The following is a 21,407-nucleotide window of genomic DNA, read 5'->3' on the forward strand; positions in this document are numbered from 1 at the left end:
TAGTCCCCCATTCCGACGGACGTCACGTCGCCCTCGCTGTCGACGCTGACGATGCCCTCGGCACCGAAGCCGGCAGTGAGGTCGCCGACGAACTTCTCCACATCGGCCGAGTCGGCACCATCGATCTTGATCCCGATGTCCAGGGAGTCGGGAGCGCTCAGGTCGATCTCGCCGGCCGCGATCGCGAAGCTGTCACCGAGGAGCTTCTCGAGGTCACCGGGAGCCATCCCGAGCATCTGCGTGAACTGGTCCTCCGCGCCGCTCCCGGCCAGGCCGGTCGTGAGCCAGCCGTCGGCCGGGTTGGCCGCGATCACCGCGGTGGTGTCCTTCGGCAGGGTGCCGGCGATGGTGCCGGCCTCCATCGACTCGGCCTGCTCGCCCATCGACGAGGCGGCCTCGAGCTCGAAGGCGTTCTCCTCGGCACGTACGGTGAAGGCCGCGCCACCGAAGTCCTTCATCGCCGACCGAATCGTGTCGGCCAGGGCAGCCGGATCGGGCAACGGCGCCATCCCACCCATCGGGTTCTCGGCGAGGTCACCCTCGGCCTCGTCGAACGCGCCGTTCTCAGCCGCCTCGGCGATGGCGTCGGGCAGCTCCTTCGCGGCGTACGCCGTGATGACCCCGGTGCCGCCGACGTCACCGGTCCACTTCTCGAAGCCAGCGTCCTCGGCCAGGGTGCCGGTCGCCGCCGCCTTCTCGATCGCGGCAAGGTCGTCGTCGGTCTCCGCGATGAGCGCCCAGCCGTCGCCGACCGACCAGGCCGACTCCGAGCCGCCGCACTCAGCGAGCTTGGGAAGGCCGGCCTCGGCATCGGACTCGTCGGTGACCTGGAGTGCGAACGCGAGCACCGGCTCCGTGTCCGTCGGGACTGCGCCGACCGCGGCCTTGTAGCCGATCCACGGCTCGACGTCCTTCGCGAAGTCGAGGTCGTCACATGCGTTGGTGAACAGCGCCTCGCGCGGGTCCTCGCCCTTCTCCAGGCCGAGCTCCTTGTCGACCGAAGGCAGCTTGCGCAGCGTCGGCAGGGCGTTCTTGGCCTCGGTCAGGTCGATCTCGGCGTAAGCGACGGTCGAGGCGGGGAACGCCTCTGCCGGGGAGCCACCGGCGTTGCTCAGTGCGACAGCGGTGAGGGTGCCGGCGGTCGCTAACACAGCGACGCCGACGACGGCTGCCGCGCCGATGATCAGCGGCTTCCTGCTCTTCGCGGCAGGATCCCCGCCGAGATCGAGGATCTCTGCCGCCTCCGGTCCAGACGGGTTCTGACCGGGCGTGTTCTCTGACATCAGTGACTCTCAGGTTCTGTCGGTCAGCATTGTGCCAACCGTCCAACCTGTTGAATCTATGCCGTCCGACGGCGACTGTCCGCCGAATTTACCTTTCGGTCGCGGGCCGCTGCCCGTCGAGCTCGTGATCCGCGGGAGGGTGCGGCGCCCACATCAAGAAGATGACCATCAGCGCCAGCATCGCCGAGCCCGGGACGAGCAGGACCAGCCACGGCGAGGCCAGCTGGAAGCTGTCCTCTAGCACGGTGCCGTCGGCGGCACCCTTGGCGAGACCGTTGGGGTCCTCGGGCGAGAGCAGCGAGGTGATCACCAGCATCAGGCCGCCACCGATCGCACCGCCGACTATCAGCGCGCCCAGGGTGACCAGCTCGGAGCGGTTGAGCCAGACCGCGGCCGCGATGCCGACCAGCAGGCCGAGCACGATCGCGCAGACCGAGAACCAGCCGGTCGCGGCGAAGACGCCCTGATCGATGTTCTGCCCGATGGCGGGCGGGTCGATCGAGATGAGCCCGCGGTACCACTTGTCCTCGAGCACCATCCCGGTCGGCGGCGTCCACAACGTCGCCGCCGCGAGACCGGCCGCGAGGCCGCCGACGATGAAGGCGGCCACGATGATGGCCACCTGGACCAGCACCGGACGGGACAGGTCGGGGCGGGCGGGGCGGTGGCCGGTCGCGTAGAGACTGGGCGGCGGCGGCACGATCAGATTGTCAGGCATCCTGGTCCGAGGAGTTGTTTGAGGTCGGCGAACAGCTCGGGAGTCGGTGCCACCCGCAGCCGGTCATCGAGCTTCATGACCCGGGTCGCGTCCCGTGTCATCAACCGTAGCCTGACCTCGGCTACTCCGGGATAGGTGGTCAGTACGTCACGCAGCGACGCGATCACCTGCGGCGTGCACCGCGTCGACGGCAGCGAGATCACCACCGGTCCGCCGGCCGCACCCGGGCCACCGGTCAGGTCCGGGACGGTGACCTCCTGGCCGCGCAGCTCGGGCTGGTCCTTGTCGCGGGAGAGCTGGCCCTTGACCCGGATGATCGAGTCTTCGACCAGATGCGGCGCAGCCAGCTGATACGAGGACGGGAAGAGCAGCACTTCGACCGAGCCCTCGAGGTCCTCCAGGGTCACCGTGGCCCAGGCGTCGCCCTTCTTGGTGATGCGCCGGTTGACGTTGGTGACCAGGCCGGAGACCGTGACGGTGGTGTTGTGGGGGCGCGTCTCGTCGGTCATCAGCTGACCGATGGTGCAGTCGGTGCCGTTGGCGAGGACGTGCTCCAGGCCCATCAGCGGGTGGTCGGAGACGTAGAGACCCAGCATCTCCCGCTCATGGCCGAGCAGGGTCATCTTGTCCCACTCGTCCATGTCGGGGATGGCCACCGAGACGCCGAAGCCGTCGCCGCCGTCCTCGTCGAGGCCGCCGAAGAGCGAGTCCTGGCCGATCGCCTCGTTGCGCTTGATGTCGATGTACTGGTCCACGGCGGTCTCGTGGATCGCCACCAGCGCGCGGCGACGGTGCTTCATGTCGTCGAAGGCACCGGCCTTGATCAGCGACTCGATCACGCGCTTGTTGCAGGCCCGCTCGGGCACCTTGGAGAGATAGTCGTTGAAGTCCTCGAACCGGCCCTTGGAGGTGCGGGCCTCGACGATCCCGTCGACCACCTGGGCGCCGACGTTGCGGACGGCGGTCAGGCCGAAGCGGATGTCGCTGCCGACCGCGGTGAAGTCGTGGGCGGACTCGTTGACGTCGGGCGGCAGCACCGCGATCTTCATCCGGCGACACTCGTTGAGGTAGATCGCCATCTTGTCCTTGTCGTTCTTCACCGAGGTCAAGAGCGCGGCCATGTATTCGGTCGGGTAGTTGGCCTTGAGGTAGGCGGTCCAGTAGGTGACCACTCCGTAGGCCGCCGAGTGCGACTTGTTGAAGGCGTAGTCGGAGAACGGCAGCAGGATCTCCCAGATCGTGTCGATCGCCTTCTGGGAGTAGCCGCGCTCGAGCATGCCTGCCTGGAAGCCGGCGTACTGCTTGTCGAGCTCGGCCTTCTTCTTCTTGCCCATCGCGCGGCGCAGGTTGTCGGCCTGTCCGAGCGAGAACCCCGCCAGGACCTGGGCGATCGACATCACCTGCTCCTGATAGACGATCAGGCCGTACGTCTCCCCCAGCACCTCCTCGAGCGGCTTCTCGAGCTCGGGGTGGATCGGCACGATCGGCTCGCGGCCGTTCTTGCGGTGGGCGTACTTGTTGTGGGAGTCGGCGCCCATCGGGCCCGGCCGGTAGAGCGCGGAGACCGCGGTGATGTCGGCGAACCGGTCGGGCAGCATCGAGCGCAGCAGCGCGCGCATGCCACCACCATCGAGCTGGAAGACGCCGAGCGTGTCGCCGCGCTGCATCAGCTCGTAGGTCGGCTTGTCGTCGAACGGGACCTCCTCGAGCACCAGGTCGATGCCGCGGTTGGCGCGGATGTTGCCGAGCGCGTCCTCGAGGGTGTGGAGGTTGGAGAGGCCCAGGAAGTCCATCTTGACCAGGCCGAGCGCCTCACAGGTCGGATACTCGAACTGCGTGACGACCTGGCCGTCCTGCTTGGGCTCCATCAGCGGGACGATGTCGATGATCGGCTCGGAGGCCATGATCACGCCCGCGGCGTGGATGCCGGTCTGCCGGATCTGGCCCTCGAGACCGAGAGCGGTCTCGTAGATCTTGCGGACGTCGGGATCGGTGTCGTGCAGGGCCCGGAAGTCGCCGCCCTCGCCGTAGCGCTTGTGGTCGGGGTTGAACAGCTCCTTGAGCGGAACCCCCTTGCCCATCACGTCAGGCGGCAGCGCCTTGGTGATCCGGTCGCCGATCGCGAAGCCGTGGTCGAGGATGCGGGCCGCGTCCTTGATCGCCTGCTTGGCCTTGATCCGGCCGAAGGTGGCGATCTGGGCGACCTTCTCCGCGCCGTACTTCTCCGTGACGTACTTGATCGTCTCGCCGCGGCGGTGGTCGTCGAAGTCGATGTCGAAGTCGGGCATCGAGGGACGCTCGGGGTTGAGGAACCGCTCGAAGAAGAGTCCGTGCTCGAGCGGGTCGAGATCGGTGATCCGCAGCGCGTACGCCACGATCGAGCCAGCACCGGAACCACGGCCCGGTCCGATCCGGATGCCGTTGTCCTTGGACCACTGGATGAAGTCGGCGACCACCAGGAAGTAGCCCGGGTAGCCCTTCTGCAGGATGACGTCGATCTCGAACTCGACGCGGTCGCGGACCTCCTGGGTCGTCTTCTCGCCCGGGTAGCGCAGCTCGATGCCGCGCCAGGTCTCCTTGCGCAGCCACGACTCCTCGGTCTCGCCCTCGGGGATGTCGGCGAGCGCCATGTAGCCACCGGTCGACTCGGTGAACTGCACATCGCAGCGCTCGGCGATCAGCAGGGTGTTGTCGCAGGCCTCGATCAGGTCCTGCCGGCCCCACAGCTCGCGCATCTCTGCGGCGGTCTTGATGTAGTAGCCGCTGCCCTCGAACGCGAACCGCTTGCCGCCCTTGGAGTAGGGCGGCTCGGTCATCCGGCTGCCCGACTGGACGCACAGCAGCGCCTCGTGGGCGGCGGCGTCCTCGGGGTTGTTGTAGTGGGAGTCGTTGGTCGCGACCGGGCGGATGTTCATCGCCTTGCCGAGCTTGAGCAGGTCGTCGCGGACCCGCTTCTCGATGGAGATGCCGTGGTCCATCAGCTCGAGGAAGACGTTGTCCTTCCCGAAGATGTCCTGCAGCTCGCCGGCCTCCTTGAGCGCCTCGTCCCACTGACCCAGCCGCAGCCGGGTCTGGATCGCGCCCGAGGGGCAGCCGGTGGAGACGATGATCCCCTTGGAGTGCTCGGCGAGGATCTCCTTGTCCATCCGCGGCTTGAAGTAGTAGCCCTCCAGGCTGGAGCGGCTCGAGAGCCGGAAGAGGTTGTGCATCCCCTCGGTGGACTCGGCCCACATCGTCATGTGGGTGTAGGCACCACCACCCGAGACGTCGTCGCCGCCCTCCTGCGCCTGGTCGCCCTTCCCCCACCGCACCCGCTTGCGCTCACCGCGCGGGGTGTTCGGCGTGATGTAGGCCTCGATGCCGATGATCGGCTTCACGTCGTGCTTGCGGGCCTTCGACCAGAAGTCGTAGGCGCCGTGCATGTTGCCGTGGTCGGTCATCGCGATCGCCGGCATCTCCAGCTCGGCGGTGCGCGAGAACAGCCCGTCGAGGAGCGAGGCTCCGTCCAGCATCGAGTATTCGGTGTGAACGTGCAGGTGGACGAATGAGTCCTTGGAGCCGGCCGCCATTGGCGTGGAGCCCTCCTCGAGGTCGAACGGATGGAGCGGGCGCAGGAGCCCGTGCTCAAACGGACGACCTGGGGGAAGGACTACAGACTATCTGGCGGCACCGACAGTTTCGTCGACGCCCCAAGGCGTTTCTCGGGCGGCTGGCCGTACAGTCTTGAGTCATGGTGACGATCCTCGACGGCGGCCTGTCCAACGCGCTGGAAGCACGCGGTCACGATGTCTCCGGGGCCCTGTGGACGGCCCGGCTGCTGGACGAGTCACCCGCGGAGATCGCCGCGGTCCACCGCGCCTACTTCACCGCCGGCGCCGACGTCGCCACGACCGCGAGCTACCAGGCCAGCGTGCCCGGCTTCGTGGAGGCCGGGATGACCCAGACGTACGCCACCGAGCTGCTGCGCCGCAGCGTCCGCGTCGCGCGCGAGGTCGCCGAGGAGGCTCCCGGACGCCTGGTCGCCGCATCGGTCGGACCCTATGGCGCCTACCTGGCTGACGGGTCCGAGTACCGCGGCCGCTACGGCGTCTCGGCGGCCGTGCTGCGTGACTTCCACGCACCCCGGCTGGCGCTGCTCGAGACCGAGGACCCCGACCTCATCGCGATCGAGACCATCCCCGACATGGAGGAGGCCGAGGTGCTCGTCGACCTCCTCGACGACATCGGTCTCCCGGTGTGGTTCTCCTACTCCTGCGCCGGCACCCGCACTCGCGCCGACCAGCCCCTGGCCGACGCGCTGGCGTTGGCCGCGGGCATCCGCTCGGTCGTCGCCGTCGGTGTCAACTGCTGCGACCCGGCCGACGTACCCGCCGCCGTCCAGCTGGCCACCGCCACCGGCGAGCCCGCCGTCGTCTACCCCAACACCGGCGAGACGTACGCCGACGGCGCCTGGACCGGCACCCCTCACTTCCGGCCCGGAGAGGCCCTCTCCTGGGCGCGGTCCGGGGCCGAATACGTCGGCGGCTGCTGCCGCGTCGGACCCGCCGAGATCGCCCTCATCGCGGCCGAGATGGACCACCTGAAGGGCGAGGCGTCAGGTACGTCGGCCGAGTAGGCATCGACGTGCCATCTCGGCCGCCAGAAGTGACTTCTCGGCCTACCGGACTGACGCTTCGGCTAGGGCCAGGCCATCCGTACGTCGGGAGTCTTCTCCTGGTTGGCCGAGCCGTCGGTGCGTTCGACCTCGCGCAGCCCGTGGCGGGCGTAGAAGGCTCGGGCCGGGGTGTTCATCTCGAAGACCCAGAGGCCGAAGCCTTCGGGGGTCAGCGACTTCACCAGGTCGAGCAGCATGGTGCCGAGGCCGGTGCCCTGGGCGCGGGGGTGGACGAAGAGGTCGTCGAGCCAGGTCGGGGTGAAGGCGACGAAGGCCGAGACGACGCCGTCGACCTCCGCGACCCAGACCTGCGACCCCTTCTGGGGTGCCAGGACCTTGACCGCGAGCCACTCCCGGATGTCCGACTCCGGGTAGATCGGCGCCGGCATCGGCGCGGCGGCACGGGCCTCGACGTAGGTGCGGACGATCTCGGCGATGTCCTCGGACTCCGCCGGGCGGAGCACCGCCTCAGTCGGAGTCGCGGATGACATCGAGCGCGTGCTGGAGGTCGTCGGGGTAGGTCGACTCGAAGGTGACGTACTCACCGGTCTCCGGGTGCTCGAAGCCGAGCTGCACCGCGTGCAGCCACTGCCGCTCGACCCCGACGCGCCGCGCCAGAGCGGGGTCGGCGCCGTAGGTGAGGTCGCCGACGCACGGGTGCTTCAGCGCCGACATGTGGACGCGGATCTGGTGGGTGCGCCCGGTCTCGAGGTGGATCTTGAGCAGCGAGGCGAACCGATGCGCCTCGAGCGTCTCGTAGTGGGTCACCGACTGACGCCCGTCCGCGCGGACCGCGAACTTGTAGTCGTACTTCGGGTTGCGCCCGATCGGTGCGTCGATCGTCCCCTCGAGCGGGTCGGGATGGCCCTGGACCAGCGCGTGGTAGGTCTTGTCGACCGTACGCTGCCGGAACGCGTTCTTGAGGACGGAGTAGGCGTGCTCGGACTTGGCGATCACCATCACGCCCGAGGTGCCGACGTCGAGGCGCTGGACGATGCCCTCGCGCTCCTTGGCCCCCGAGGTGGAGATCCGGAAACCGGCCGCGACGAGGTGACCGACGACGGTCTTCCCCTGCCAGCCCGGCGAGGGGTGGACCGCCACACCTACCGGCTTGTCGATCACCACGAAGGCGTCGTCGTCGTAGATGATCTTGATGCCCTCGACGATCTCGGGCTTGATCTCCAGAGGGTCTGCCAGCGACGGGATCGTCGCGTCGAGCATCGACCCGGCGCTGACCCGGTCGCTCTTGGCCACGACCGAGCCGTCAACGGTCACCAGCCCTTCGGCGATCAGCTCCGCCGCGCGGGTGCGGGAGAGGCCGAACAGCCGCGCCATGGCGGCATCGACCCGCTCCCCCTCCAGACCGTCCGGGACATGCAGCGTGCGCTGGTCGGCGTGACCGAAGTTCACTTCTTCTCGCCCTCGGGCTTGTCCGAGGTGTCGTCGGACTTGTCCGCTGCACCGCCGTCGACCGACCCGTCCAGCCCGATCCCCTTGAACGAGAAGACCACGATCAGCACCGCGGCGACGTTGATGCACATGTCGGCGACGTTGAAGATCGGCCAGTTGGGCAGCTGCAGGAAGTCGACCACGTGCCCGACGTAGAAGCCCGGCTCACGCATCAGCCGGTCGACCAGGTTGCCGCTGATACCGGCGACCAGGATGCCGAGCGCGATGGCCCAGCCACGGTGGCGCACCCGGCGCGCGAACCAGAGCACACCGATCGTGGCCGCGATGGAGAGCGTCGTGAAGACCCAGGTGTAGCCGGTCCCGGTCGAGAAGGCCGCTCCCGGGTTGCGGATGATGTTGAGCTGGAGCACCGAGCCGATCAGCTCCTGCGGCTGCCCGGGAACGAGCGTCGCGACCGCCCAGAGCTTCGTGATCTGGTCGATGACCAGCAGAAACACTGCGACGGTCGCGAACTCGGCCCACCGAACAGGGCGCACGTCGGACTCAGGACCGGTATGTGCGTCGCTCAGCGACGCTCCTCGCGCTGCTTGCATGTCATGCACAGTGTGGCACGCGGGAACGCCATGAGTCGCATCTTGCCGATCGGCTCCCCACACGACTCACAGATGCCGTACGAGCCGTCCTCGAGGTATCCCAGGACACGCTCGATCTGGGCCAGCTTGTCCTTCTCGCTGTTGACCACGGTCAGCTCGTGGTCACGCTCGAAACTGGTCGCGCCCATGTCGGCCTGGTCCTGGCCGGCGCCGTCGCCGGAGTCCTTCATCAGGCCGGAGAGCTCGGCTTCGAGAGCGGTGAGCACCTCGAGGCTGTGAGCCCTCATCTCGTGAAGCTCGTCGATGACCTCGTTGAGCTCATCCTTCGTCCACGGGTCCTCGCCGTCCTTGACCTTCAGCTGGTCAGGAGAGACGACGGTCTTGGTTGCTTTCTTAGGCACGGCACTCGCTTTCTGGTGTGAGACACGGCCCCCCGGGCCGCACGGTGGTCGGTTTTGGCTTAGGCGCTCGCCGCGGCCACCGACGTGGAAGCCGTGACGTAGGAGCTGGTATTCCCAGAAAGCTCGGGCGTCGCCACCTGGACGCGCCCGACTGCCGCGCTGGCGCGACACCTCATCGGTACAGACATGGAGTCCCCTTTCTCCTGCCGTCACTTCGCGCCGCCGAGTCGGTGCGGAGTGCGTGCCCGGAATGTAGCCCGGGATTCGGCTCCGCTCAACTAACACACCGAAACTGCACGCATATTGGTCCGCAGCGTGGAAAAACTCCGAAATCCTCTTACAGGACCCGCCTCACCTGCTACAACGCGTTCCTGCCGGAGCCGACGGGCCACGGCAGGAACGCAGCGGACGTACGCATCGGCCGGCCCCGCGATGCGGGACCGGCCGATGGAAGCCTGACTACGAGGACCTCAGCCCTCGTCCTCCCCCAGGATGGAGCGCAGACGCTTGGGCGCCGGGCCCGACTCGTTGACAGCGGCGGCCATCACGGGCGCCTGTGACTCAGCCGAGTTGTTGAGCGCGTCGAGCTGCTGCGTGAAGTAGCTCTTCAGGCGGGAGCGGTACTCACGCTCGAAGTTGCGCAGGGTGTCGACCTCGGTGGTCAGGTTGTCCTTCTCACGCTCGAGCTCGCCGAAGAGCTGCTGGCGACGCTCGGCGGTCTCGCTGTCGAGCATCTGCGCACGGGTGCGCGCGTCGGCCTCCATGCGGTCGGCCTTCGACTTCGACTCGGCCTCGAGGCGCTCGGCCTTGGTCCGGGCCTCGCCGACGATCTTGTCGGCGTCGTTCTTGGCAGTGTCGATGAGCGCGTCGTGGTTGCGCGTGGCCAGCTCGAGCAGGCGCGCGGCGGCGTTGGACGCCTCCGGCACGGTCTCGACCCGGATCGTCTCGATGCCGCCGGTCTGCGGTGCCTCCTGATACATCGGCATCTGGTGCGAGACCGGCTCAGGAGCCGGCATCGGCTCAGGAGCAGGCGGCTCGGGAGCCATCGGGAAGGACGGACCCCCACCCGACTGCGCAGATGCCAACTTCCCGCGAAGGTCGTCGTTCTCCCGGGTGAGACGTGCCAGTTCGGCCTCGACCTCGTCGAGGAACTGGTCCACCTCGCCCATGTCGTAGCCCTCGCGGAGCCGGACGGGAGTAAAGCGCTTGTTGCTCACGTCCTCTGGCGTCAGCGGCATGACCTCACCCATTCATTACTCGGTTGACTCAGACGTACGGACTGCACCGCCGGGGGGCGGCATCAGGTAATGCTGTCGAAACTCTAGCGCCTGTCCGTAGACATGCCAGATGCGGACCGCATCCAGGCACCTACGAGCAGGTGTCGAAGGCCTCAGCTCTGGTTGAAGAAGCCGCCCTCAACGATCCTCTGCTTTGCCTCAGCCGTGACCGAAACGTTCGCAGGTGAGATAAGAAACACCTTGTTGGTGACCCTCTCGATGTTCCCATAGGTAGCAAAGATCAGGCCGGCCGCAAAGTCGACGAGCCGTTTTGCGTCCGGATCGTTCATCTCGGTGAGGTTCATGATCACCGGCGTTCCGTCGCGGTAGTTCTCGCCGATCTGACGCGCTTCGTTGTAGGACGTCGGGGTCAGCGTGATGATCTTGGAAAGCTCTGCCACTGCAGGCACCACCGTTGCTCGTCGCCGCTCGGAAAGGTCAGCCACCGGAGCCGGGCGTGACTGCTTCGACCGCACCGGCGCCTTGACGGCCTGGTGGGAGCGGGTCTCGTCGTCGTCACCCTCGTAGACATCGTCGTCGTACCCGGTGTCCTCGAGCAGGCCGAGGTATTCACCGAACCTGCGCATCGCGCCGCTCATGTAGCCACCTTCCCCAAAGTATTGCTGACCGAGACATTACTTGACAGTTGGCCTCTCTCCGAGGACCGCAGACCCGACACGTACGTGTGTCGCGCCATGGGCAATCGCCTGTTCCAGGTCGCCGCTCATCCCCGCCGACAGCACCGTCGCCTCGGGATACTCGACCAGGAAGTCCTCCCGGATCCGCGCGAGCCGGACGAAAGCCTGCTCAGGTTCCTCACCGAGAGGCGCGACCGCCATCAGGCCTCGCAGCCGGAGCCCGTCGGTCGTCTCGACCTCAGCAGCCAGGTCGTGTACGTCACCGGGATCCGCCCCTGCGCGACCCTCGCGCCCGGGCGGGTCGAGGGACACCTGCAGGAGCACGTCGAGGATCTGACCTCGCTCCCCCGCGCCGCGGCTGAGCCGAGGCAGCAGCGAGGACCGGTCGACGGACTCGACCACGTCGGCGTAGCCGGCCACGGCGGCCGCCTTGTTGGACTGGAGCCCGCCGATGTAGTGCCAGCGCAGACCGAGGTCGGCGCACTCGGCCGCCTTGGCCGCCGCCTCCTGGTGGCGGTTCTCGCCGACGTCGGTGACGCCGAGGCCGGCCAGGATGCGTACGTCGGAGGCGGGGAAGAACTTGGTGACCACGACCAGGTGGACGTCGTCGGCGGGGCGACCGGCGGCCTTGGCGGCCACCGCGATCCGCTCGCGGGTCTCGGCGAGCCCCGCGGCGATCTCATCGACGCGATCGGTCGCCATCAGGCACCACGCAGCCGGATCAGGGCGCCCAGCGACATGCCGGCGCCGTCGCGGCGGTAGGAGTAGAGGTCGTCGGACTCGCGGGTGCAGCGGCTGGCGTCGACCGTCTCGACGCCCTCGCGGGCCAGCTGGGCGAGCACTCCAGCGCCGACGTCGAGGCTCGGGGTGCCCCAGCTCGTGGTGGCGCGCGCGGCCGGCTCGACCGCGACGATCTCCTCCTGCATCTCGGCAGGCACCTCGTAGCACTTGCCGCACACGTGCGGCCCCACCCAGGCGCTGATCCGCGTCGCGCCGAGCGCGCGCATCCGGGCGATGGTCTCGGGCACGACCCCGGCCGCCATCCCCTTGCGTCCGGCGTGCGCCGCGCCGATGACCCCGGCCGCCTCGTCCGCGAACAGCACGGGTACGCAGTCGGCGGTGCGGACCAGCAGCACCAGGTCACGCTCGGTGGTGACGATTCCGTCCGCCTCGGGGCGGGTGCCGCACTCCGCGTCGACGACCGCGTTGCCGTGGACCTGGTAGAGGTCGGCGTAGGGCGCGCCGCCGGCGAAGTCGGCCAGCAGCAGCCGATGGTTCTCGGCCTTCGCCTCCGGCGAGTCCGAGCCGTTGACCGCCAGGTTGAGCTCGGCGTACGGAGCGAGACTGACCCCGCCGTACCTGTCGGTGAACGCCAGGTCGACGAGGCCTGCTGAGGCTCGGAAGGAATACAAGAAGGGACCTACTTCAAACTGTGCTTACTTGAGACTGTGTTCACTTCAGGAAGTCGGGAACGTCGAGCTCGTCATCGCTGTACTGGACACTCGGAGCGGGCTTCTTGGCGACCGGGGCGGGCTCGGCCGGCGGAGACGCGGGCGGAGGCGTGGCCGGGGCCGGCTTGGCGGGCTTGGCCGGCGCGGCGGCCGGGGTCTCCTCGGCCTCCTCGGCGCGGCGGGTCGCGACCGCGGTGGCCACGGCGGCGGTCTCGCCGTTGTTGGCGGACTGGGAGCCGGTGGAGCGGCCCTGCACGCTGCCGAGCGCCGACTGCCCCTCGCGGCGCTTGGGCATGCCACCGTCGAAGCCGGCTGCGATCACCGTGACCCGGACCTCGTCGCCGAGCGCGTCGTCGATGGTCGCGCCGAAGATGATGTTGGCCTCCTGGTGGACCGCGTCAGCGACCAGCGCGGCGGCCTCGTTGATCTCGAAGAGGCCGAGGTCGGAGCCGCCCGCGATCGAGAGCAGGACTCCGTGGGCGCCGTCGATCGACGCCTCCAGCAGCGGCGAGGAGACGGCCATCTCGGCGGCCTCGACGCTGCGGTTGTCACCGCGCGCGGAGCCGATGCCCATCAGCGCCGAGCCGGCGTTGGACATGACCGACTTGACGTCGGCGAAGTCGAGGTTGATCAGGCCGGGCGTGGTGATCAGGTCGGTGATGCCGGAAACACCCTGCAGCAGCACCTGGTCGGCCTGGCGGAACGCGTCCATCACCGAGACGTTGCGGTCCGAGATCGACAGCAGCCGGTCGTTGGGGATGACGATGAGGGTGTCGACCTCCTCGCGGAGCTTGCTGATCCCCTCCTCGGCGGAGTTGGCGCGACGACGGCCCTCGAAGGCGAACGGGCGGGTCACCACACCGATGGTCAGGGCGCCGAGGGAGCGGGCGATGCGGGCCACGACCGGCGCGCCACCGGTGCCGGTGCCGCCACCCTCGCCGGCGGTCACGAAGACCATGTCGGCGCCCTTGATGACCTCTTCGATCTCGTCGGCGTGGTCCTCGGCGGCGCTCTCTCCCACGCTCGGGTTGGCGCCGGCACCGAGACCGCGGGTCAGCTCGCGACCGATGTCGAGCTTGACGTCGGCGTCGCTCATCAGCAGCGCCTGGGCGTCGGTGTTGATGGCGATGAACTCGACCCCCTTGAGGCCGACCTCGATCATCCGGTTGACAGCATTGACGCCGCCGCCACCGATGCCGACGACCTTGATGATCGCCAGATAGTTCTGTGCAGCTCCCACGGTGGTCGCCCCTTCGATCGCTGGTTGGTCCTTACGGCGGGTTCTCAACCCTTACCCTCAACCTGAGGGTTATAGTTATGTCAACCTCGCCGTTCTCAGAACAGTAGGCAGACGTACGTCCTCAAACTGGCGCGACACGCGGACGCGGATCAGTTGTGCCCATCCGTTGCCGTCCGGTAGAGAAGATCCCTACGCCGGATCAGTCGACGCTCTTGCTGGTGACCGGCTGGCCGGGCACGGAGACGTCGTAGCGGGCCACGTCGGGCTCGGCCTTCATCAACGCGACCAGCACGTCGGCCTTGGTGTCGGACTGGGCGCTGCTCCCCCACACCACCCGCTTGTCGTTGCGCAGCTCCAGGGAGATCGAGTCGACGGTGGTCACCTCGACGTGGTCGACCGTCTTGGCGAGGTCGGCCGGGAGCGCCGAGGCCACCGCGGCGGCCTCGCGGAGCGCGTCGGAGTTGGTGCCGGTCACGGTGTTCACCATCGGCAGACCTCGCGGCGCCTTCTTGTAGTCCCAGAAGACGGTGCCGGTCTCGTCGAGAGCACGGAGCCGGCCGCCGATGGAGACGACGGCCACCGGCGTACGTTCGGTGACGTCGACCCGGATCTTGTCCGGCCACTCGCGCGAGACGTTGACCGAGCGCACCATCGGCAGGCCGTTGAGCACGCGCACCTGCACGGCCTCGAGGTCGGCGGTGGCCAGCGGCTCGCCGACCGGGACGGCCGCGAACTCGACGACCTGCTTCGCGCTGGTCATCTTCATCGAGCCGTGCACGGAGGTGCCCTTGACCTGCAGCCAGGTGGAGAAGTAGACCGCCCAGATCCCACCGAGCAGGAGCGCGATGACCAGGGTGCCGACGATCAGATAGCGCCACGCCAGCCAGCGCCGGCGCCACTGGCGGCGGGCGAAGGCCTTGCGGCTCTTCAGGGTCGCCGGATCGACCGGCGCACGCTCGTCCTGAGACTCCTCCGGCTCCGGTTCGGTGCTCGACTCGGCGCCGGCCTCGGCCTCCTCCGAGTTGAGGTCGATCTCGCGCTCCCCGGACGCCGACTGGGCGATCTCCAGGGCCTCGGCGATCTCGGTGTCCGACCCCTTCTCCCCCATGCTCGCCTCCCCCAGCGTTACTGCTCTGCCGTACGTAGCCTGGCGAGCACCATCGGGCCCACTTCCGTCACGGTACCTGCCCCGAGAGTCAGAACCAGGTCACCCGGACGGGCGCGGCGGGCCAGCTCGGCGGCGGCCTCCTCGAGCCCGGCGACGCTGACGACCCGGTCGGGCGGCAGCGGCACCGCGTCGGCGACGAGCTTGCCGGTGACCTCGGGGTCGTAGTCCTCGCGGGCGAGGTAGACGTCGAGGACGACGACCTCGTCGGCGGCGCCGAGCACGCGGCCCATCTCCTCGCCGAAGATCCGGGTGCGGGAGACCATGTGCGGCTGGAACGCGACGATGAGCCGCCCCTGTCCTGCCACGGACCGGCCGGAGACGAGGTCGCCGGCGATCTCGGAGGGGTGGTGGGCGTAGGAGTCGTAGACGCGTACGCCTGCGGCCTCTCCCTTGCGCTCCATCCGCCGCCGGGTGCCGGTGAACGACTCCAGCCCCGCCTTGAGCAGGTCGAAGGAGTGACCGAGACGCAGGCCGACCGTCAACGCGGCCAACGCGTCGGCGACGTAGTGGCGCCCAGGGATCTGCAGCGTGATCCGGCCCAGCTCGTCGAGCCCGTCGACGACGGTGAAGGAGGAGGTGGTGCCCTCCAGGACGACGTCGACGGCGCGTACGTCGGCCAGCTCCGACTCACCGACGCCGATGAAGCGGCGGCCGAGCGAGTGGGCGACGTGACGCAGGTCGGCCGCGCCGGGGTCGTCGATGACCGCGACCAGGAACCCGTCGGGAGCCAGCCGCCCCACGAACTGGGCGAAACCCTCGCGGTAGGCCTCCTCGGTCCCCCACTGGTCGAGGTGGTCGGCCTCGACGTTGGTGACGACCGCGGCGTAGGGCTTGTAGACCAGGAAGGCGCCGTCGGACTCGTCCGCCTCGGCGACGAACAGGTCGCCCGAACCCTCGGCGGCGTTGGTGCCCGAGGCGGCCAGCTCGCCACCGACGGTGTAGGTCGGCGCGGCGCCCGCGGCCTGCAGGGAGACGGTCAGCAGCGAGGTGGTGGTGGTCTTGCCATGGGTGCCGGCGACGGCGAGGACGCGGCGGCCCTCCATCACCGAGGCCAGACCGGCCGAGCGCGGGTAGATCCGCAGGCCCTTCTCGACGGCCGCGACGTACTCGGGGTTGTCCTCGCGGATCGCGGTGGAGACGATCAGCGTGTCGACGCCGTCGACCTGGGACGCGTCGTGACCGACGTAGACGGTCGCGCCCTCCTCGCGCAACGCCGCGACCATCGACGAGTCGGCGCCATCGCTGCCGGAGACCTCGATCCCGCGGGCCAGCATGACCCGGGCGATCGCGGACAGACCCGCCCCGCCGATGCCGATGAAGTGGACCCTGCCCAGCTGCTCGGCCGGAAGGATGTGCTCAGGAACGGGCACCCTCATGACTTACCTCCTGCTACGACCTCGAAGATCATCCGCGCCAACCGTTCGTCGGCGTCGCGCGGCACCAGGTCGCTGGCGGCCTTCGACATCGCCTCGAGGCGGGCGCGGTCGGTGACGATCGGGGGTACGTGGCTGGTGACCCAGGCGGCGTTCATGTCGGCGTCGGAGACGAGCACGGCGCCGCCGGCGTCGACGACGGCGCGGGCGTTGAGGGCCTGCTCGCCGTTGCCGATCGGGAGAGGTACGTAGACGGCCGGCACTCCCACGGCGCTCGCCTCGATCACCGAGTTGGCGCCGGAGCGGCAGATCATCAGGTCTGCCGCGGCCAGCGCGAGGTCCATCCGGTCGACGTAGTTGAGCACGTGGTAGCCGGGGCCTGGCGAGACCATCTCGTTCTTCGGGCCGATCACGTGGAGCACCTGGATCCCGTTGCTGGCCAGGGCCGGGTAGGCGCCGGAGACCGACTCGTTGATCGTCCGGGCGCCCTGCGAGCCACCGGTGACCACGATCGTGGGGCGGTGCTGGTCGAGCCCGAAGAAGCTGCGTGCCTCGGCGCGCAGCGCCCAGCGGTCCATCGTCGAGATCATCCGGCGGATCGGCAGCCCGATGTATTCGGCCTTGGGCAGCTTGGTGTCCGGGAAGCTGACCGCGACCCGGTCGGCTAGCCGAGCACCGACCTTGTTGGCGTAGCCGGGCATCGAGTTGCCCTCATGGACGATCACCGGGATGTGGCGCCGCTTCGCAGCGATGTAGGCCGGCACCGAGACGTACCCGCCGTAGCCGACGACCACGTCGGGCCGGACCCGGTCGAGCACCTCGTAGGTCGCGTCGACCGCGCCCTTCAGGTTGGCCGGCACCTTCAGCAGGTCGCTGCTGAGCTGGCGCGGCATCGGGACCGGCGGGATCAGCTCGAGCGGGTAGCCCGCGGCGGGAACGACCTGGTTCTCCAGGCCGCGAGGCGTGCCGAGGCAGGTCACCTCCACGCTGGGGTCCAGGCGGCGCAGGGCATCAGCCGTGGCGAGCAGGGGGGATGTGTGTCCGGCGGTGCCACCACCGGCGAGGAGGGCCTTCATGATGCGTCCGAACTTATCGGTTGCGTTGAGCGGACCGGTAGGCGGCTGCCTGGCGTGCCCGATCCTTTGCCAAGGCTTTACGCTGCTTCAGCGCAGCGGCCGCCGCCGGTTCACGACGGGCGAAGCCGATCACGACGCCCAGCGCCACCATCGACGGGATCAGCGCCGAGCCGCCGTAGGAGACCAGCGGCAGCGGGATGCCGATGACCGGCAGCAGCGCGAGCACCATGCCCACGTTGATGATCATCTGGCCCAGCAGCCAGACCAGCACGCCGAAGCTGAAGTAGCGTACGAACGGCCGGTCGGTCTGGCGCGCGACCTTGACCAGCGCGAATGCGAGGGTCAGGAAGAGGCCGACGACGAGCAGGGTGCCGACCAGGCCGAGCTCCTCGCCCAGCACCGCGAAGATGTAGTCGGTGTGGGCCTCGGGCAGGTCGCCCCACTTCTGCTGTGACGCCCCGATCCCCTGGCCCAGGATGCCGCCCGAGCTGAGTGCGTAGAGACCGTGGGAGGGCTGCCAGCCCTGTCCGTGGTAGTCCTTGAACGGGTCCGCGAAGCTGGTCAGCCGGGCAAGCCGCTCGGTGTCGGTGCTGATCAGGAACAGCACCGAGACGCCGATGATCGAGATCGCCATCCCGAACAGCCGCCCGGGCGCTCCGACCACCCACAGCATCCCGAGCACGATCGCGAAGAAGACCAGGGCGGTGCCGAGGTCTCGACCGGCGAGGACGAGCCCGGTGGCCAGCGCGATGCCGGGCAGGACCGGCATCAGCACCTCGTGGAGGCTGTCGAGCCGGCGCTCCTTGAGCGCGTAGACGTGGGCCGCCCACAGCACGATCCCCAGCTTGGCGATCTCGCTCGGCTGGATCTTGACCTGGCCGGCCCCGATCCAGTTCTGCTGCCCGTTGACGTCGTGGCCCAGGAAGATGGTCAGGAAGAGCAGCACGCAGGCGATGACGTAGCCCGGCCAGGCCAGGCGTCGCAGGTGCTTCGGTCTGATCCTGGAGGCGATGAACGCACACGGGATGCCGATGATCACCCACAGCACCTGCCGCCCGACGATCGCGTAGGAGTTGCCCATCTGGGTGTAGGCCCACACGCTCGAGGCACTCAGCACCATGATCAGCCCGATGGTCAGCAGCAGCGCGGTGCTGGTGAGCAGCAGGTAGTAGGCGGCCAGCGGCCGGTTCAGCGCAACCCTCAGCGCGTGGAACCAGGCCTTGAGGTAGCCCAGAACCGACTTCGGGTACGCCTTGGCCTGCTCGGCCGAGCCGGAACCGGTCTGGTCGGGGCTGGTGGTCGTCACGGCCTACCTCCCAGTTGCGGTGCGACGTACGTCCATTACATTCTCGCCGCCGTCTCTACGATCGCGGCGCATCTCCCCCGCGTGTCGCCCCGGCCGAGGCGGGTGGGGTCAGAGCTGGCGGCGTACGGCGTCGGCGAAGGCGTCGCCGCGGGCCTTGTAGTCGCGGAACTGGTCCTGGCTGGCGCAGCCGGGGGCCAGCAGCACGGTGTCGCCGGGCTTGGCCAGGGCTGCGGCGATCTCGACGGCCTCCGCGAGAGCGGCCACGCCGTCGGGGTCGTCGAGCTCGACGATCTCCAGGTCGCCGGCGTGGGCGGCGAGGGCGGAGGCGATGACGTCGCGGTCCTGGCCGATCAGGATGACTGCCCGCAGCCGGTCGTGAATGGAGGCGACCAGGTCGTCGAAGCGGGCACCCTTGGCCAGCCCGCCGGCGATCCAGATCACCGGGTCGTAGGCCTGCAGCGAGGCCTGGGCGGCGTGCGGGTTGGTCGCCTTGGAGTCGTCGACCCAGGTGACGCCGCCGGCCTCGGCGACGACCTCGATGCGGTGGCCGTCGGGGCGGAAGGACTTCAGCCCGTCGCGTACGGCGGCCTGGGAGACCCCGTGCGCCCGGGCGAGCGCGGCCGCGGCCAGCGCGTTCTGGACGTAGTGGGGCGCGGAGGAGGCGAGGTCGGAGATCTGGCACAGCTCCGCGGCGGAGGTCTGACGCTCCTCGATGAAGGCACGGTCGACCAGGATGTCCTCGACGATCCCGAGCTGGCCCACCGCCGGGGTGCCGAGGGTGAAGCCGATCGCGCGGGCGCCCTCGACGACGTCGGCCTCCTCGACCAGGTGCAGCGTGGCCTCGTCGGCGACGTTGTAGACGCAGGCGCGCTCGACGCCCTCGTAGACGCGGCCCTTGTCGGCGGCGTACTCCTTCATCGAGGGGTACCAGTCGAGGTGGTCCTCGGCGATGTTGAGGACGACGGCGGCCTCGGCGCCCATCGAGGAGGTGTAGTGGAGCTGGAAGGAGGAGAGCTCCACGGCGAAGACGTCGTAGGGCTCGGGGTCCATCACGGCCTCGACGATCGGCAGGCCGACGTTGCCGACGGCGACGGACCGGAGCCCGGCGGTACGCAGGATGTTGTCGAGCATCTGCACGGTCGTGGTCTTGCCGTTGGTGCCGGTGACCGCCAGCCAGGGGGCGGCGTTGTCGGGGTCGCGCAGCCGCCAGGCGAGCTCGACCTCTCCCCAGATCGGGATGCCGCGCTCGCGCGCCTGGGCGAGCAGCGGAGCCGTCGGCCTCCAGCCGGGTGAGGTGACCACGACGTCGACGTCGTCGGGCAGCACGTGGGTGGCACCCTCGCCGAGGCGTACGTCGGCACCCAGGATGCCGAGGAGCTTGGCCTTCTCCTGGCGCTCCTCGTCGCCCGGCGACTCGTCGAGCGCGATCACCGAGGCACCCAGGTGGGTGAGGTTGTCGGCGGCGGCGAAACCGGAGACGCCGAAGCCGGCCACGACCGCCTTCACGCCCTCCCAGGAGTCGTTGCGGCCGAGCTTGTCGAGCTTCGCGGACTTGTCGTCAGGCTCAGTCATCAGATGGTCGCCACCCATTCGGCGTAGAAGATTCCCAGACCGGCCGCGACGCAGAGGCCGGTGATGATCCAGAACCGGATCACCACGGTGACCTGTTCCCAGCCGAGCATCTCGAAGTGGTGATGGATCGGTGTCATCCGGAAGATCCGCTTCGGGGTGCCGGTCACCTTGCGGGTGATCTTGAACCAGCCCGTCTGCAGGATCACCGAGACCGTCTCGGTGACGAAGAGGCCACCGAGGATGATCAGCAGGAACTCGGTGTGCGACAGGATCGCGAACCCGGCCAGCACGGAGCCGAGCGCGAGCGAGCCGGTGTCACCCATGAAGATCCTCGCGGGGCTCGCGTTCCACCACAGGAAGCCGATGCAGGCGCCGCTGATCGCGGCGCCGAGGATCGCCATGTCGAGCGGGTCGCGCACCTCGTAGCAGGTGCCGATCTCGACGCTCGGGCGGCCGCAGCGCTGGTTGTTCTGCCAGATCGAGATGATCGTGTAAGCCGCGAAGACGATCGCCGAGGAGGCCGCCAGCAGACCGTCCAGGCCGTCGGTGAGGTTGGTGGCGTTGGACGTGCCGGTGACCATGATCCAGAAGATGACCAGCAGCAGGGCGCCACCGAGCCAGTAGAGGATCCCGTCCCCGCCGAGGAAGTGTGGACCGAAGTCACGGATGAAGGAGAGCTGGTCGGCCGCCGGCGTGATGCCGTCGGCATTGGCCAGCCCCGGGTGGATCGCCACCGCGCCGAAGCCCACCGCGACCAGCGTCTGCCCGACCATCTTGGACCACGCGCGCAGACCGAGGTTGCGCTGCATGAAGACCTTGATGAAGTCGTCGACGAAGCCGACCGCGGCCATGCCCACCAGGAGGAAGAGCAGCAGATAGGCCGTCGCGCTCGGGGCGTCCCCGGTCAACAGCTTGGCCGCGAAGTAGCCCACGACGACCGAGATCACGATCGCGACGCCACCCATGGTCGGGGTGCCGCGCTTGGTGCGGTGGGTGGTCGGGCCGTCCTCGCGGATCTCCTGGCCGTAGCCCAACTTCGTGAACTGTACGATCGCAAATCGGGTGCCGAGCAGCGAGAACAGAAGCGCAATCGCTCCGCTCAGCAAGATCGCTCTCATGTCAGCCGGGTGCCTTCCTTGCCATGCCGTTCCATGTCCTTGCCCCCGGGCCGGTGTGCATAGCGAAGACACCGGCCCCCGGCATTCTTCCCTACGGGTTCGCCGGCTCTGCGGCACCCCGCCGTATCA

At 68.7% G+C, this 21,407-nt stretch carries 19 protein-coding genes; 2 read left to right on the top strand and 17 right to left on the bottom strand.

Features of this window, described 5'->3' with window-relative positions; translation table 11 throughout:
- Nucleotides 1–135 precede the first annotated feature (135 nt).
- A complete protein-coding gene (locus ACFX43_RS26975; protein WP_378838911.1) occupies nucleotides 136–891 on the top strand; it encodes a hypothetical protein in 756 nt (251 codons plus the stop codon).
- Between the two features lie 480 nt (nucleotides 892–1,371).
- Here the strand turns inward: ACFX43_RS26975 and ACFX43_RS26980 are convergent, their stop codons facing one another.
- On the bottom strand, nucleotides 1,372–2,001 hold the full coding sequence (locus ACFX43_RS26980; protein ID WP_378838914.1) for a hypothetical protein: 630 nt from the start codon (nucleotides 1,999–2,001) through the stop codon (nucleotides 1,372–1,374).
- Entirely contained in the window at nucleotides 1,986–5,570 is a 3,585-nt protein-coding gene (gene dnaE, locus ACFX43_RS26985; protein ID WP_378838917.1) for a DNA polymerase III subunit alpha, read from the bottom strand. The genes ACFX43_RS26980 and dnaE overlap by 16 nt, the downstream gene beginning before the upstream one ends.
- A 161-nt stretch (nucleotides 5,571–5,731) precedes the next feature.
- On the opposite strand from dnaE, the gene mmuM reads away from it, so the two are divergent.
- The gene (mmuM, locus tag ACFX43_RS26990) at nucleotides 5,732–6,616 is read left to right on the top strand and encodes a homocysteine S-methyltransferase (protein ID WP_378838922.1); all 885 of its coding nucleotides are present in this window, start codon (nucleotides 5,732–5,734) and stop codon (nucleotides 6,614–6,616) included.
- 62 nt (nucleotides 6,617–6,678) lie between these two features.
- Here the strand turns inward: mmuM and ACFX43_RS26995 are convergent, their stop codons facing one another.
- From ACFX43_RS26995 to mraY, 15 genes are all read right to left on the bottom strand, one after another.
- The gene (locus tag ACFX43_RS26995; RefSeq protein WP_378838929.1) at nucleotides 6,679–7,146 is read right to left on the bottom strand and encodes a GNAT family N-acetyltransferase; all 468 of its coding nucleotides are present in this window, start codon (nucleotides 7,144–7,146) and stop codon (nucleotides 6,679–6,681) included.
- Nucleotides 7,124–7,990: an RluA family pseudouridine synthase gene (locus ACFX43_RS27000; protein WP_378841173.1), complete on the bottom strand. Its 867-nt coding sequence runs from the start codon at nucleotides 7,988–7,990 to the stop codon at nucleotides 7,124–7,126. Before ACFX43_RS27000 ends, ACFX43_RS26995 begins: the two co-directional genes overlap by 23 nt.
- A 71-nt stretch (nucleotides 7,991–8,061) precedes the next feature.
- Nucleotides 8,062–8,658 (bottom strand): signal peptidase II, encoded by a 597-nt coding sequence (gene lspA / locus ACFX43_RS27005; protein ID WP_378838935.1) that lies wholly within the window; start codon nucleotides 8,656–8,658, stop codon nucleotides 8,062–8,064.
- Entirely contained in the window at nucleotides 8,631–9,059 is a 429-nt protein-coding gene (locus tag ACFX43_RS27010; RefSeq protein ID WP_160024321.1) for a TraR/DksA family transcriptional regulator, read from the bottom strand. Before ACFX43_RS27010 ends, lspA begins: the two co-directional genes overlap by 28 nt.
- A 470-nt stretch (nucleotides 9,060–9,529) precedes the next feature.
- Nucleotides 9,530–10,297, bottom strand: a complete 768-nt coding sequence (locus tag ACFX43_RS27015; protein ID WP_229788310.1) for a DivIVA domain-containing protein — start codon at nucleotides 10,295–10,297, stop codon at nucleotides 9,530–9,532.
- A 152-nt stretch (nucleotides 10,298–10,449) separates the two neighbouring features.
- A complete protein-coding gene (locus ACFX43_RS27020) occupies nucleotides 10,450–10,935 on the bottom strand; it encodes a cell division protein SepF (protein WP_141803932.1) in 486 nt (161 codons plus the stop codon).
- 36 nt (nucleotides 10,936–10,971) lie between these two features.
- Complete coding sequence (locus ACFX43_RS27025; RefSeq protein ID WP_378838944.1) at nucleotides 10,972–11,676, bottom strand: YggS family pyridoxal phosphate-dependent enzyme; 705 nt, start codon at nucleotides 11,674–11,676, stop codon at nucleotides 10,972–10,974.
- Nucleotides 11,676–12,386, bottom strand: coding sequence for a peptidoglycan editing factor PgeF (gene pgeF, locus ACFX43_RS27030; protein WP_378838951.1), 711 nt, complete (start codon nucleotides 12,384–12,386; stop codon nucleotides 11,676–11,678). Before pgeF ends, ACFX43_RS27025 begins: the two co-directional genes overlap by 1 nt.
- Before the next feature lie 40 nt (nucleotides 12,387–12,426).
- On the bottom strand, nucleotides 12,427–13,665 hold the full coding sequence (gene ftsZ, locus ACFX43_RS27035; protein WP_378838959.1) for a cell division protein FtsZ: 1,239 nt from the start codon (nucleotides 13,663–13,665) through the stop codon (nucleotides 12,427–12,429).
- Between the two features lie 199 nt (nucleotides 13,666–13,864).
- A complete protein-coding gene (locus ACFX43_RS27040; RefSeq protein WP_378838962.1) occupies nucleotides 13,865–14,773 on the bottom strand; it encodes a cell division protein FtsQ/DivIB in 909 nt (302 codons plus the stop codon).
- 17 nt (nucleotides 14,774–14,790) lie between these two features.
- Entirely contained in the window at nucleotides 14,791–16,209 is a 1,419-nt protein-coding gene (murC, locus tag ACFX43_RS27045) for a UDP-N-acetylmuramate--L-alanine ligase (protein ID WP_378838967.1), read from the bottom strand.
- Nucleotides 16,206–17,282, bottom strand: coding sequence for an undecaprenyldiphospho-muramoylpentapeptide beta-N-acetylglucosaminyltransferase (gene murG / locus ACFX43_RS27050; protein ID WP_378838971.1), 1,077 nt, complete (start codon nucleotides 17,280–17,282; stop codon nucleotides 16,206–16,208). The genes murC and murG overlap by 4 nt, the downstream gene beginning before the upstream one ends.
- Nucleotides 17,283–17,295: 13 nt before the next feature.
- Nucleotides 17,296–18,588, bottom strand: a complete 1,293-nt coding sequence (gene ftsW / locus ACFX43_RS27055) for a putative lipid II flippase FtsW (protein WP_378838975.1) — start codon at nucleotides 18,586–18,588, stop codon at nucleotides 17,296–17,298.
- A gap of 108 nt (nucleotides 18,589–18,696) precedes the next feature.
- Nucleotides 18,697–20,160, bottom strand: a complete 1,464-nt coding sequence (gene murD, locus ACFX43_RS27060) for a UDP-N-acetylmuramoyl-L-alanine--D-glutamate ligase (protein ID WP_378838982.1) — start codon at nucleotides 20,158–20,160, stop codon at nucleotides 18,697–18,699.
- Nucleotides 20,160–21,278 (bottom strand): phospho-N-acetylmuramoyl-pentapeptide-transferase, encoded by a 1,119-nt coding sequence (mraY, locus tag ACFX43_RS27065; RefSeq protein ID WP_160024331.1) that lies wholly within the window; start codon nucleotides 21,276–21,278, stop codon nucleotides 20,160–20,162. The genes murD and mraY overlap by 1 nt, the downstream gene beginning before the upstream one ends.
- Nucleotides 21,279–21,407 lie beyond the last annotated feature (129 nt).

The sequence above is a fragment of the Nocardioides sp. YIM B13467 genome, assembly GCF_042788075.1.
In the GTDB taxonomy this organism is placed as follows: domain Bacteria; phylum Actinomycetota; class Actinomycetes; order Propionibacteriales; family Nocardioidaceae; genus Nocardioides.